A 12,699-nucleotide genomic window follows, 5' to 3' on the forward strand; every position below is an offset into this window, starting at 1 on the left:
GAATACCGGCCTGTCACGCCGGGGGTCGCGGGTTCGAGTCCCGTCCGCTCCGCCACTTCTTAGAGAAACCCAGTCAGTAATGGCTGGGTTTTTTGCTATTCAGGGTTCTGATAATTTCTCACTGACGAAAAGCCTCAGACTAGGCGTCCCCGTCGAAAGACTGGGGCTTTTTTACGTTTGGGATTTATCCATTCCAACGTCTACCCCAAATTTCTTCTAATAATCGAAATCGCCTCAACCAGAGCACCTGTCTCTCTGGAAACAGCTGCAAGCCAGGTATGCCGGATTATATGACTAGAGGTTTAATGACTGCATCATGGCTGATGGGAGAACCGGAAAGCAGAGATGCTGCGATGTGTACGTCTGTCTGGCGCAGAAAAGACAACGGGAGACTGGAAAGTCTCGCTTTAAGCGCCAATAGAAGCTATGGCGCGGAGTGCTGTGAATGAAAGGGACGATGCCTGTATTGCAGATAACTTAACTGTAGTGATAGAAGAAGCGCAGCCATTGTTCGGCAATGAAGATTTCATCCTGAGCAGATAACGCCTGGATCCCGGCGGCGTAACTGTGGTTCTGGCTGGCAAGCTGCAGTCCGGCCAGCAGGTGGGCGGCTTCAAACAGATAGAGGGTTGGGTCACCCATCCCCGTCTTGAAAGGTGTGTTGGCAGACTCACCGCCAGCCAGTAAGTAGATGCTTGCCTCGTGCTGATTTTTGTATTCTTTGACGAGCGTATTCCCTCCGATATAACGAAGGGTGCCATTGTGCACAAGTTCAGGCAGATTCAGTTCATCATCTGCGGAAGTGACGGTTGCAACAAAGAGGTTTTCACGCCGGGACTGCAAGTGCGCCGTATGAAGTGCCCCATTGCCTGTACAGCAGAAGATCAGATTGCAGTGGTTGAGCATAGTTTCCGTCGAGCAGACCTGAATGCCGTTGCGCGGCATTGCGGTCAGCCGACGGGGATCCTGATCGCTGACGTAGAGGTCATGAATCCCTTTGCCTTGCAGGGTTTTGCAGATCCCGCGACCCAGATTACCGCTGCCGATGACCCCAATCGACAAAAATCCCTGGTTGTTGAGTTTCAGACCAAAGGCTTCGCGCAGAATCTGATCGGTATAGTGAACGATGCACTCTGACGCTTCATAATCTGCCGGTGTTTTGATACTCAGGTGAGCGACAGAAACCAAGGGTTTGAGCAGGTGCCTGTTCCGGTATTTGGCGACGCCATTTGCCGTCAGTTCCGTAATCCCCACGCACTCTTTGCTGAATGCTTCTAATATGGCTTCAGCGCCCTGAGCAAAATAGCCGCCGTGGTCCAGGATCAGAAAAGCTTGCCCCTCTTTGGTATATCGGCGGATCAATTCAACACAGCAGGCCGGGTCGCGTAAGGCGATTTTGTCGAATCCGGATTCGACCGTTTGACAGTTTTCAATGGTCTCAATGGTATTCAGGAGTGAGCTGTTGTTACAGAACGTGGCCTGCTTCGGGATAAATACGACGTGATCAGCCAGCTGGCACAGGACATTGAGATAAGGCAGTGTTCCTTCGTAACAATGCATGACTGAAAAAACGACCAGATTATCGGGCAGTGTGTAATCCTTTGCGATCTGCTCCAGAAAGCGAAAGCCTTTTTCAGCATAAAAGGCGGAATAGTAGCTGTGTGTCAAAGTATGCGATGACGTCATATGGACCTGCTATTTGAATAGTGCCAGCAGCGCCTGATAAAGCGGTTCCTTTTGCCGGCTTTGTTTACAACACAATCCCAGTATTAAAGGGTCTACAGTTGCTGTGGGCAGCTTTTGTATCTGGTCGCGAATCGGACTGTTCTCTATGACAACATCTGGCGCAATCCCTATGCCACATCCCAATGCTACCATACTAACAATAGCCTCATGCCCAGCAACTTGGGCATAAATGTTAGGCTTAATTTTATGAGATTTCATCCACTTGTCAGCGTTTTCTCTGGCACTGCCATGCTCTGGAAGGATAAAGGGAAGTTTTTCCCATTGAATTTCCGGCGTGAGCAAGACCTGAAGCGCGGGTGGTGGGGCCAGAGGGCTGATCAGTGACATAGAGACATCGCCCAGGTAGATAAAGGCCAGTTTTCCGGGAAGATTGGCCGGCAACGCTGAAATGGCGAAATCTGCCTCGTCCTGCATGACTTTATCAATCGCCTGCGCCGGATCACCGGTGACCAGCTGTATTTCGACTTGCGGGTAATGTTGCCGGAACTGGTTCAGGACTGCAGGCAAATGACTGTAACTGGCGGTGACTGAGCAGAAGAGCGTCAGTTTGCCTTTGAGCATCTGATCTTGCTCCGTCAGTTCCTGTTGCAGGTGCTGCCATTCGGCAACGATACGACTGGCGACGGGAAGCAGTTTGTGTCCGGCTGTTGTGAGTTCAACGCTGCGGTTGTCACGGATAAACAGCGGCTGGGCCAGCTCCTGTTCGAGGCGTTGGATTTGGCGGCTCAGTGCCGACGGACTGATATGCATTTTCTGCGCAGTCTGACTAAAGTTCTTGCTGTTACACAAATGAAGGAAGAACTGCAGTGATTTGATATTCATGAAGGCGTTGCACTTTTTGCAATGTGATGTTGTGAATATATCACTTTGGACAACATGGCGCCTGATCTACTATCAGGTTATTCGGCAATGACGTGCCGACCAAGGATCAGATTTCACGGAGTAACTTGTTATGGCTAACTATTTCAATACCTTAAATTTGCGTCAGCAATTGGATCAACTGGGCCGTTGCCGTTTTATGGATCGCAGCGAGTTTGCTCAGGAAGCAGATTACCTGAAAGGTAAAAAAGTCGTGATTGTGGGTTGTGGTGCACAGGGCCTGAACCAAGGGCTGAACATGCGTGACTCCGGTCTGAATGTGGCGTATGCGCTGCGTCAGGCTGCGATCGATGAGCAACGCGCCTCTTTCCGCAATGCCAAAGATAACGGTTTTGAAGTTGGTAGCTATGAACAGCTGATCCCGCAGGCGGATCTGGTGGTTAACCTGACACCAGACAAGCAGCACACGGATGTTGTAACCACGGTGATGCCTCTGATGAAGCAAGGTGCTGCGCTGGGTTACTCGCATGGTTTCAACATTGTTGAAGAAGGCATGCAAATCCGTCCGGATATCACGGTTGTGATGGTTGCACCGAAGTGCCCGGGCACAGAAGTACGTGAAGAATACAAACGTGGTTTCGGGGTGCCGACCCTGATTGCGGTTCACCCGGAAAATGATCCGCAGGGCGAGGGTCTGGAAATCGCCAAAGCCTGGGCGGCTGCAACCGGTGGTCACCGTGCCGGTGTGCTGGAATCGTCTTTTGTTGCTGAAGTGAAATCTGACCTGATGGGTGAACAAACCATTCTGTGCGGAATGCTGCAGGCTGGTTCGATTGTTTGTTATGAAAAGATGGTTGCAGAAGGCATTGAGCCTGCATATGCCGGTAAACTGCTGCAATTTGGCTGGGAAACCATTACCGAAGCACTGAAATTCGGCGGCATTACCCACATGATGGATCGTCTGTCGAATCCTGCAAAAATCAAAGCCTTTGAATTGTCTGAAGAACTGAAAGATCTGATGCGTCCACTGTACAACAAGCATATGGATGACATCATCAGCGGTGAGTTCTCTGGCACCATGATGGCCGACTGGGCCAATGATGATGCAAACTTGTTGGGTTGGCGTGCTGAAACTGCTGAAACTGCTTTCGAAAACTATCCGCAGTCTGATTTGAAGATCAGTGAGCAGGAATATTTTGACAACGGTATCCTGATGGTCGCGATGGTGCGTGCCGGGGTTGAGCTGGCATTCGAAGCGATGACCGCTTCAGGCATTATTGATGAGTCAGCTTACTATGAATCACTGCACGAGCTGCCACTGATTGCCAATACCGTTGCCCGGAAGCGTCTGTATGAAATGAACGTGGTGATTTCCGATACTGCTGAATACGGGAACTATCTGTTCGCGAATGTCGCGACGCCACTGCTGCGTGAGCAGTTCATGCCGAAGGTGGGTACAGACGTGATCGGTAAAGGTCTGGGCGAAAGCAGCAACCAGGCGGATAACCAAACACTGATTGATGTGAATGAAGCACTGCGCAGCCATCCGGTTGAGCTGATTGGTCAGGAACTGCGTGGTTACATGACTGACATGAAGCGTATCGCTGTCGGTGACTAATCACCTGATTTTTCTTCCTTTCTAGTAACAAAAAGCCCAGCAATCTCGCCGGGCTTTTTCATGTTCGGAGCGGTGTTCAGGCGAAACGCTGATTATTCCGCTTTGTCGGACAGCTGGGCTTCCAGCTGAGCTACTTTTTGTTCCAGCTCATTCAGTTTCTGGCGGGTACGCAGCAGGACCTGAGTCTGCACATCAAACTCTTCGCGGTTGACGACATCCAGTTTGCTCAGCTGTGCCTGAATGGTTTGACGCACTTTCTGCTCAACGTCCTGACCAAGCGCTTTGACCGGTTGAGGCATCGCATCCTGAATCTGCTTTGCAACCTGCTCAAGTTTCTTTGGATCAAACATACGCGGGTTTAACTCCATGAAGGTATTGTGATACTTGACGTTAGTGTACACCAATTTCACCCTGCCGCAGGCAGGAATCCTGGGATGAGCGACACGTGCCTTTCTCTCCATAAAAAAGGCCGCTTGCGCGGCCTGAAGAATCAAAGTGAAAATGGTGGTTAATTTTCACGGGCTCTGAGAGCTAGTCTCGCTTCATCAGCCCGTTTGAGCTTTTCCAGGTCTTTGTCCTCGACAAAGACAGGCAGCGGTTTATGCGTGCTGGCCAGATACGTGTAAATGACTGGCAGAACGAACAAAGTAAACAGGGTCCCGATCGTCAGACCGGCCACAATCACGATACCGATACTGAAACGCTGTGCTGCACCAGCGCCGGTGGCGAACAGCAGCGGGATCAGACCGGCAATCATCGCGGCAGTGGTCATCAGAATCGGGCGAAGACGAACTTTCGCTGCTTCCATCACCGCAGACATTTTGTCCTTCTGGTGATTGAGCTGCTCTTCTTTGGCAACCTCACAGATCAGAATCCCGTGCTTGGTGATCAGACCAATCAGGGTAATCAGACCCACCTGAGAGTATATGTTCATCGACGCCAGACCCCAGCCCAGAGCGACCAGAGCGCCACAGATTGCCAGCGGTACAGAGACCATGATGACCATCGGGTCGCGGAGGGATTCGAACTGAATCGCCAGAACCAGGAAGATGACCGCCAGAGCAAGGCCAAAGGTCGCGAACAGTGCGTTGCCTTCAGTCACGTACTGACGGGCTTCGCCCATGAAGTCATACTGGTAACCGACAGGCAGATTGCTGGCGCCTTCCGATTTGAACCAGTCGATGGCGTCTCCCATGGCGATTTGCGGATTCGGAACGACACCAATGGTGGCGGAGTTCAGCTGGTTGAAGTGCGGCAGGGCGCGAGGTTCTGCGATCACATCAATACTGATCAGACTGCCCAGAGGAACCGAATTACCGTCAGCAGCACGGACATAGTACGTATTCAGCGACTCCGGATTCAGACGGTACTTTCGTTCCACCTGCGGGATGACTTCGTACGAGCGGCCATTGAGGTCAATCCGGTTGACATAACCGTCGGCCATCATGGTACTCAGGGTGATCCCGATATCCTGCATGGTAACGCCATAGGCTCCGGCTTTGTCCTTATCGATGTTGATCTTCATGGTGGCTGAATCAAAGTTCAGATCCAGGGTTGAATAGACGAACATCGGGTTCTTGCTGACATCAGTCAGGACGGCCGTTGCCACCTGGAACAGACTTTCGAAATTGTTCGGTGTGGTGATGACGAACTGGATCGGCAGACCTGAACCAGCGCCCGGCAGCTCCGGCATCTGGAATGCCGTTACGGCCATGCCCGGGACATCGTTCACCAGTTTGGTGACCCGGCCAACGACTTCGGCCTGGCTGGCTTCACGCTGACTCCAGGGCACCATGGACGCAATACCGAATGCCTGGTTCGACTGGGGCACACCGGAGAAGACCTGAGCGAAAGCAACTTCCGGCTGATCACTCAGCATCTGGTTCACTTCGCTCATGGTGTTTTCGATGTAGTCCAGGTTGGCTGTCGATGGGGCAGTACCCATCATCATCAGAACCCCTTTATCTTCCGCTGGTGCCAGCTCGCTCGGGATGAACTTGAACAACACGGGCAGGACGGCAAAGACGATCAGGGCAAATACAATCACAACCGGCCGGAAGTGCATGACAGTGCCCAGCATTTTCTCATAGCCGGCCGTCATGCGATCCAGCACGCTGTGAACCGTGTCTTCAAAGCGGTTTGGCTTGTCGTGTGCTTTGAGGATCTTGGAACACATCACTGGCGATAGCGTCAGGGCGATGATCCCGGAGATGAAAACGGAGCCGGCCAGCGTCAGCGCGAATTCCTTAAACAGCGAACCGGTGATCCCACCCATCAGCGCGATCGGCGCGTATACTGCACCCAGCGTCAGGGTCATGGCAATGACCGGCACCGCAATTTCCCGTGTCCCGATAATGGCAGCACGGAACGGCGATTCACCCAGTTTGATGTGGCGGTCGACGTTTTCCAGGACCACGATGGCATCATCGACCACCAGACCGATGGCCAGAACCATGGCCAGCAGGGTCATCAGATTCCAGGAGAACCCGAAGCCCTGCATCAGCATCGCCACACCAATGAGTGACAGCGGGATGGTAATGATCGGGATCAGCACGGCCCGGAATGAACCCAGGAACAGGGTGATGACGACCAATACGATCAGTGCAGCTTCACCGATGGTTTTGATGACTTCCTGAATAGACTCGTTAATGGCAACAGTGGAGTCGTACAAGATGTTCATCTTGATGTTGCTCGGCATGTTGCGCTGAATTTCAGGCAACAGCTCCAGCACATCGGCAGCGATGTTAATCGGGTTGGCACTCGGAGCAGCATTGATTGCGGCAACCACGGCTTCCTGACCGTTTGCTGTCGCCCGGTAAATGTCGTGGCTTTTCTCCAGGGTGACTTTGGCTATGTCACCCAGTCGAATGACCTGGCCTTTCTGGGTTGAAACAATCAGCTTCTGCAGCTCATCTGTGGTCTTCACCTGTGTATCGGCCGTGCCGTTATACAGTACAAACTCGCCATTAGCCTGACCCGTGGCAGACTGGTAGTTGTTGGCGTTCAGGACGGTCATCACATCGGATGCGGTCAGGTTATACGCAGCCATCTTGGCCGGATCCAGCCAGACACGCAGTGCGTATTTCATCCCGCCGTACAGATCGACCTTGGAGACACCATTGACGGTGAACAGCTGTGGGTTGAATACCCGCTCTAGATAATCTGTGATTTGGCTGGAACTCAACTCGTCACTGGTGAAACCAATGTACATCACCGCCGTGGTTGAACCGGTCGACATGGTCACCGTCGGGTCTTCGGATTCACGCGGCAGCTGAGAACGGACCGAGTTGGTTTTGGCCAGAATATCAGCCAGCGCTGCGTTTGGATCCGTATTCAGCTTCATGGTGACCGTAATGGTCGATGAACCCAGAACAGACGACGATGTCATGTAGTCGATGTTATCCGCCTGCGCGATGGCCTGTTCCAGCGGCTGGGTAATAAAGCCCTGGATCAGATCGGCACTGGCACCGTAATAACTGGTGGTCACCGTGACGACAGTGTTTGTCATTTCCGGATATTCCCGGACCTGCATTTTGAAAATGGCCTGGAAACCGAGCAGGGCAATCAGAATACTGATTGAGACGGCAAGGACCGGCCTTTTTATGAATATATCAGTAAAGCGCATTTAACCTCCGAATCACAGCATTGGTGTTTCAGCCGGGGTTTTCAGGGCATCGTTGTCGACAATGCGGATTTTCACATCATTACTCAGGCGGATCTGACCCGTCGTTACCACCTGGTCGCCCGGTTTGACGCCTTCCAGGACATGAATGTTGTCGCGCTTGCGTTCACCGGTTTTAACCACAGACTGACGCACACGCAGGTCGCCTTTGTCGTCTTTGTAAACGATGTAGACGTTGTTGCCGTACAGGGTGTAGGTGATGGCGTGTTGCGGCAGAACAACCTGGTTTTCCTGCGTTGGCAGGATGATGTGGGCACGGGCAAACATACCGCTGCGCAGACGACCATCATTGTTTGGAATGTCAGCCTGAACCTGAACCAGACCGCTCTGATAGTTCACCGCTGGTTCAATGGCGCTGATTTTGCCCTGGAAGTTTGCTTCCGGGTAAGCATCAATCGCGATATCCACTTCCTGCCCGATATGAATATCTGCCAGATCGGTTTGCGGGATCGTAAAGCGCAGTTTCATCAGGGAAGTATCTTCCAGACGGACGATATCCGTACCGGGCTGGATGTACTGACCCAGGAACACATTCCGCAGACCGACCTCACCTGAGAATGGCGCGGTAATAATACGGCGATCGATCGTTGCTTTCAGGCTTTCAATATCAGCCATCAGCGAAAAATAACTTGCCTGTGCATCGTCGAAAGCTTCCTTGGAAAGGGAACCTTTTTTATAAAGATCCTGATAACGGATGTATTTTGCTTTGGCGGCAGGCAGTCGGGCTTGTGAACTCTTGAGGTTGGCTTCTTCAACATCAGAGTCCAGTGCCAGCAGGCGCTGACCTTGCTTGACCGACATACCCGAGTCAAAGTTCAGAGTCTTGATGACACCTGAGACTTCAGTTGTGATCGTGACACCCTGATTCGGTTCAATAAAGCCAATGGCTTCAATAGCCGGTACCCAATTGGTGGCTTTCACATCCTCGACAGTCACCGGAAAGTCCGGTTCTGGCCGGTTTGCGAAATACGCCTTCATTCCTGCGGATTGAACATTTTTCCATGCGAATAGTGCGCCAAAGAGTAAGGCAACGATGACGAGCATGATTAACCATGCTACCCATTTTTTCATTTTCTTTGCTCCGGAGTCTTAGTTAATGCGTTATCAATGTGTAATTACTGCATCCCAGCAAGCGTTGATGGCAGCATCCCGCGCTTCGTCACTTACCGTAAAGGTGCCGGTCAGGTGTTTGCGTGCCAGCGCAGCGCAGGGTTCCAAACTGAGAGCGGCGAGTATCTCGTTGTCTAAAGGCTTAAACAGCCCCTGAGCTTTCCCCTCTTCAAACATCCTGTCGATCGGGGCAAAGAGTGTTTTTTCTAACGCTATCTTGTACTGCTTTCCGCGATGCGGCATGTTTTCAAACTGGCCCTGATTAATCAGCGGTGCTTCGTTGTCCGTGGCCATATTCCAGATGTTCAGCCACATGGTACGAAACCGAAGTTCCAGCGGCATGACATCCGAAATGTTCTGCGTGATTTTTTGGGCGACAATGGTCAGTATATGATCGTGAAGCTGGTACAGCAGGTCGTCTTTATCCGTGAAATACCGGTAAATCGTACCTGTTGCTACCTTGGCTTCTTTCGCCACCATGTTCATCGACAGACCGTGAAAACCATGTTTTGCCAGCAATTCTTCGGTTGCCTGCAAGATACGTTCTTTTTTATCAGTCATTGCTACTCACAAGGTGAATGAACGTTCATTCATTATTATTGACGCTTAAATTCTGTGCAACTTACTTGTTACTCATTTTTTGTGACCAAAAACACGGGAGCTGTCTGAAATAGACACGAGACGAGAACAGGTTACAATGCGGCAGCTGAATCAAACATGACTCACAGGGTAAATCATGAAACTCAATCCCAGACAAAATGAGGCAGTGCGTTACGTGGCCGGGCCGTGTCTGGTACTGGCTGGCGCCGGTTCAGGCAAAACGCGGGTTATTACCAATAAAATTGCCTATCTGGTCCAGCAATGCGGGTACAAAGCCCGGAACATTGCGGCGCTGACCTTTACCAACAAAGCTGCCCGGGAGATGAAAGAACGGGTGGGCCAGACGCTGGGCCGTCAGGAAGCCAAGGGTCTGACGGTATCGACCTTCCACACTCTGGGGCTGAATATCATCCGTCGCGAATATAAGACGCTGGGTCTGAAGGCGAGTTTCTCCCTGTTTGATGATCAGGACCAGATGGCGCTGCTCAAGGAGCTGACGGAAGCTCAAATTGACGGCGATAAAGATTTGCTCAAACTCCTGTTGTCATCGATTTCCAACTGGAAGAACGACATGAAATCGCCGACACAGGCCAAAGCCGAAGCCCGCAGTGAGCGTGACCAGCTGTTTGCCCATTGCTATGAGCTGTATCAGCGGCAGATGAAAGCTTACAACGCGCTGGATTTCGATGATTTGATTCTGATGCCGGTCCTCTTGCTGCGGGATAACGAGGAAGTGCGTCTGCGCTGGCAGAACAAAATCCGTTACCTGCTGGTGGACGAATATCAGGACACCAATACCAGTCAGTATGTGTTTGTGAAGTTGCTGGTGGGTGAGCGGGCTAAATTTACCGTGGTGGGAGATGATGACCAGTCGATTTATTCCTGGCGTGGAGCCCAGCCGGAAAACCTGGTATTGCTGAACAAAGATTTTCCGACCCTGAGGGTGATCAAGCTGGAGCAGAATTATCGCTCAACCAGCCGGATCCTGCGAACCGCTAACATTCTGATTGCCAATAACCCGCACGTGTTCGAGAAAACCCTATTCTCGGAAATCCCGGATGGCGACATGCTGAAGGTCATTACGGCAAAAAATGAAGAGCATGAAGCGGAGAAAGTGATCGGTGAACTGATTGCCCATCGCTTTCTGAATAACACCGATTACAAAGATTACGCCATTCTGTATCGGGGCAACCATCAGTCCAGACTGTTTGAGAAGGCGCTGATGCAGAACCGGATTCCTTACAAAATCTCTGGGGGAACCTCATTTTTCTCCCGCACCGAGATCAAGGACATCATGGCTTACCTGCGCCTACTGACCAATCCGGATGACGATAATGCTTTCCTGCGCATCGTGAACACGCCGCGGCGTGAGATTGGCCCGGCCACCCTGGAGAAGCTGGGCACTTATGCCAATATGCGGGGCAAGAGTCTGTTTGATGCCAGTTTTGAGCTGGGCCTGGAACAGCACCTGACCGGCCGCGGATTAGACAGTCTGCGCCAGTTTACCCGCTGGATTGTCGAGCTGGCCGATAACGCTGAACGCGGTGATGCGGTTGCGGCAGTCCGCCAGCTGATCCGGGACATCCATTATGAGGACTGGCTGTTTGAAACCTCTGCCAGTCCGAAAGCTGCTGAGATGCGGATGAAAAACGTGTCGGATCTGTACAGCTGGGTGACAGCGGATTTGGAAGGGGATAATTACGACAACGAAGTGCGTACCCTGAAAGAAGTGGTTCAGCGGATGACGCTGCGGGACATGATGGAACGCGGGGAAGATGACGATGAGGCAGATCAGGTTCAGCTGATGACACTGCATGCCTCAAAAGGTCTGGAGTTTCCGTATGTTTATCTGATTGGCACCGAGGAAGGTATTCTGCCGCACCAGACCAGCATTGATGAAGACAATGTTGAGGAAGAGCGACGGCTGGCCTATGTCGGGATCACCCGGGCACAGAAGGCGCTTACTTTTACGTTGTGTAAGGAACGCCGTCAGTACGGGGAGTTGATCAAGCCGGAACCGAGTCGATTCTTATACGAGTTGCCTCAGGATGATCTGGAATGGGAGACGGAGCGTAAACCGGTTTCTGCGGAAGAACGGATGCAACGTGGCCAGGCACATATCGCGAATCTACGGGCGATGTTCAATAAGAAATAAGCACACGTGGCCTCAGATCAAACAAAAAAGGTTAGCTTGCGCTAACCTTTTTTCATGTAGGGTAAGTACGTCTTACAGGCCTTTGGTCATGTGCTCGATGGCAGCAACGATTTCTTCATCGCTACAGTCCATACATGTCCCTTTCGCAGGCATGGCATTAAATCCGTTCAGGGCGTGGTTGGTCAGGGTATCCATGCCTTTCGCGATCCGTGGTCCCCAGTCCGCTGCGTTGCCGGATTTTGGTGCGCCCATGACGCCGCTGCTGTGACAGGCCACACAGAAGGTGCCGTAGACTTGATCGCCGGTACGCGGACCAGAAGCGGCGGCAGTTGCAGCCGGTGCATCACCTTCTTTGTAAACTGAGCCGACTGGCTTGATGCGATCTGCGATCGCTTCGTCAGACATATCTGCCGCGACGGCTGAGCCGCTGATGGCAAGGGTGGCGACAGCTGCGACCATAAGTTGTCGAAGAGAAAATTCCATTGAGCTCACCTTAACACTCCCAGATTATTTGCTCGGATAACACAGCCATCCTGTAGATTGTTGTAAATATGACGTTTTGCGACAGGCTGTGAACCATTTATTAGTGGTTTTTCTGTTAAAAAACTGAGTGATTATATCTGTTAATGGGGTGGTGATAAACAGAACGGCTGTGTTTGTATGATGCGAATCAACCCAAAGATGGTTACAAATGAAGCGAATACAAAATTTTTTGCAAAAAAGACTAGACGACACGCATGCTGATCCGTAATATTCACCACCGCCGATAGGGCAAGGCGCCCGTAGCTCAGCTGGATAGAGCGTTGGCCTCCGGAGCCAAAGGTCACAGGTTCAAATCCTGTCGGGCGCGCCACTCCGGAACGGCAAGACGGCACTGTTGGCGTTGAAATATTGGTGGCTATAGCTCAGTTGGTAGAGCCCCGGATTGTGATTCCGGTTGTCGCGAGTTCAAGTCTCGTTAGCCACCCC

9 protein-coding genes and 2 tRNA genes are annotated in these 12,699 nt (G+C 51.7%); 4 read left to right on the forward strand and 7 right to left on the reverse strand.

The window, feature by feature from the left end; all coding sequences use genetic code 11:
* Nucleotides 1-477: 477 nt before the first annotated feature.
* Together ACYP03_RS23460 and ilvY are read right to left on the reverse strand one after the other, a co-directional pair.
* On the reverse strand, nt 478-1,686 hold the full coding sequence (locus ACYP03_RS23460; RefSeq protein WP_248144606.1) for an NAD(P)-binding domain-containing protein: 1,209 nt from the start codon (nt 1,684-1,686) through the stop codon (nt 478-480).
* A 9-nt stretch (nt 1,687-1,695) separates the two neighbouring features.
* Nucleotides 1,696-2,568: an HTH-type transcriptional activator IlvY gene (ilvY, locus tag ACYP03_RS23465; protein WP_248144605.1), complete on the reverse strand. Its 873-nt coding sequence runs from the start codon at nt 2,566-2,568 to the stop codon at nt 1,696-1,698.
* A gap of 130 nt (nt 2,569-2,698) precedes the next feature.
* On the opposite strand from ilvY, the gene ilvC reads away from it, so the two are divergent.
* The gene (ilvC, locus tag ACYP03_RS23470; protein WP_248144604.1) at nt 2,699-4,183 is read left to right on the forward strand and encodes a ketol-acid reductoisomerase; all 1,485 of its coding nucleotides are present in this window, start codon (nt 2,699-2,701) and stop codon (nt 4,181-4,183) included.
* 92 nt (nt 4,184-4,275) lie between these two features.
* Here ilvC and ubiK read toward each other — a convergent pair whose 3' ends face one another.
* The 4 genes from ubiK to ACYP03_RS23490 form a co-directional block, all read right to left on the reverse strand.
* The gene (gene ubiK, locus ACYP03_RS23475) at nt 4,276-4,533 is read right to left on the reverse strand and encodes a ubiquinone biosynthesis accessory factor UbiK (protein WP_248144610.1); all 258 of its coding nucleotides are present in this window, start codon (nt 4,531-4,533) and stop codon (nt 4,276-4,278) included.
* 158 nt (nt 4,534-4,691) lie between these two features.
* On the reverse strand, nt 4,692-7,808 hold the full coding sequence (locus tag ACYP03_RS23480; RefSeq protein WP_459782290.1) for a multidrug efflux RND transporter permease subunit: 3,117 nt from the start codon (nt 7,806-7,808) through the stop codon (nt 4,692-4,694).
* Between the two features lie 12 nt (nt 7,809-7,820).
* Complete coding sequence (locus tag ACYP03_RS23485; RefSeq protein WP_248144602.1) at nt 7,821-8,936, reverse strand: efflux RND transporter periplasmic adaptor subunit; 1,116 nt, start codon at nt 8,934-8,936, stop codon at nt 7,821-7,823.
* Nucleotides 8,937-8,969: 33 nt separating this feature from the next.
* Nucleotides 8,970-9,536 carry a TetR/AcrR family transcriptional regulator gene (locus ACYP03_RS23490; RefSeq protein ID WP_459782291.1) on the reverse strand — a complete coding sequence of 189 codons (567 nt, stop codon included), beginning with the start codon at nt 9,534-9,536 and terminating at the stop codon, nt 8,970-8,972.
* Between the two features lie 175 nt (nt 9,537-9,711).
* Between ACYP03_RS23490 and rep the strand changes: the two genes are divergently transcribed.
* Complete coding sequence (rep, locus tag ACYP03_RS23495) at nt 9,712-11,730, forward strand: DNA helicase Rep (RefSeq protein WP_459782292.1); 2,019 nt, start codon at nt 9,712-9,714, stop codon at nt 11,728-11,730.
* Nucleotides 11,731-11,802: 72 nt separating this feature from the next.
* Here rep and ACYP03_RS23500 read toward each other — a convergent pair whose 3' ends face one another.
* Nucleotides 11,803-12,213 (reverse strand): c-type cytochrome, encoded by a 411-nt coding sequence (locus ACYP03_RS23500; protein ID WP_248144599.1) that lies wholly within the window; start codon nt 12,211-12,213, stop codon nt 11,803-11,805.
* Between the two features lie 293 nt (nt 12,214-12,506).
* Between ACYP03_RS23500 and ACYP03_RS23505 the strand changes: the two genes are divergently transcribed.
* Nucleotides 12,507-12,583 (forward strand) — tRNA-Arg (locus ACYP03_RS23505).
* Between the two features lie 41 nt (nt 12,584-12,624).
* Nucleotides 12,625-12,697: transfer RNA gene (locus ACYP03_RS23510), tRNA-His, on the forward strand.
* Nucleotides 12,698-12,699 lie beyond the last annotated feature (2 nt).

It is taken from the genome of Photobacterium sp. R1, from assembly GCF_054600795.1.

Coding starts and splice junctions, on each gene's coding strand:
- ACYP03_RS23460 (WP_248144606.1), bottom strand. CDS start 1,686: ATGACGTCATCGCATACTTTGACACACAGCTACTATTCCGCCTTTTAT.
- ilvY (WP_248144605.1), bottom strand. CDS start 2,568: ATGAATATCAAATCACTGCAGTTCTTCCTTCATTTGTGTAACAGCAAG.
- ilvC (WP_248144604.1), top strand. CDS start 2,699: ATGGCTAACTATTTCAATACCTTAAATTTGCGTCAGCAATTGGATCAA.
- ubiK (WP_248144610.1), bottom strand. CDS start 4,533: ATGTTTGATCCAAAGAAACTTGAGCAGGTTGCAAAGCAGATTCAGGAT.
- ACYP03_RS23480 (WP_459782290.1), bottom strand. CDS start 7,808: ATGCGCTTTACTGATATATTCATAAAAAGGCCGGTCCTTGCCGTCTCA.
- ACYP03_RS23485 (WP_248144602.1), bottom strand. CDS start 8,936: ATGAAAAAATGGGTAGCATGGTTAATCATGCTCGTCATCGTTGCCTTA.
- ACYP03_RS23490 (WP_459782291.1), bottom strand. CDS start 9,536: ATGACTGATAAAAAAGAACGTATCTTGCAGGCAACCGAAGAATTGCTG.
- rep (WP_459782292.1), top strand. CDS start 9,712: ATGAAACTCAATCCCAGACAAAATGAGGCAGTGCGTTACGTGGCCGGG.
- ACYP03_RS23500 (WP_248144599.1), bottom strand. CDS start 12,213: ATGGAATTTTCTCTTCGACAACTTATGGTCGCAGCTGTCGCCACCCTT.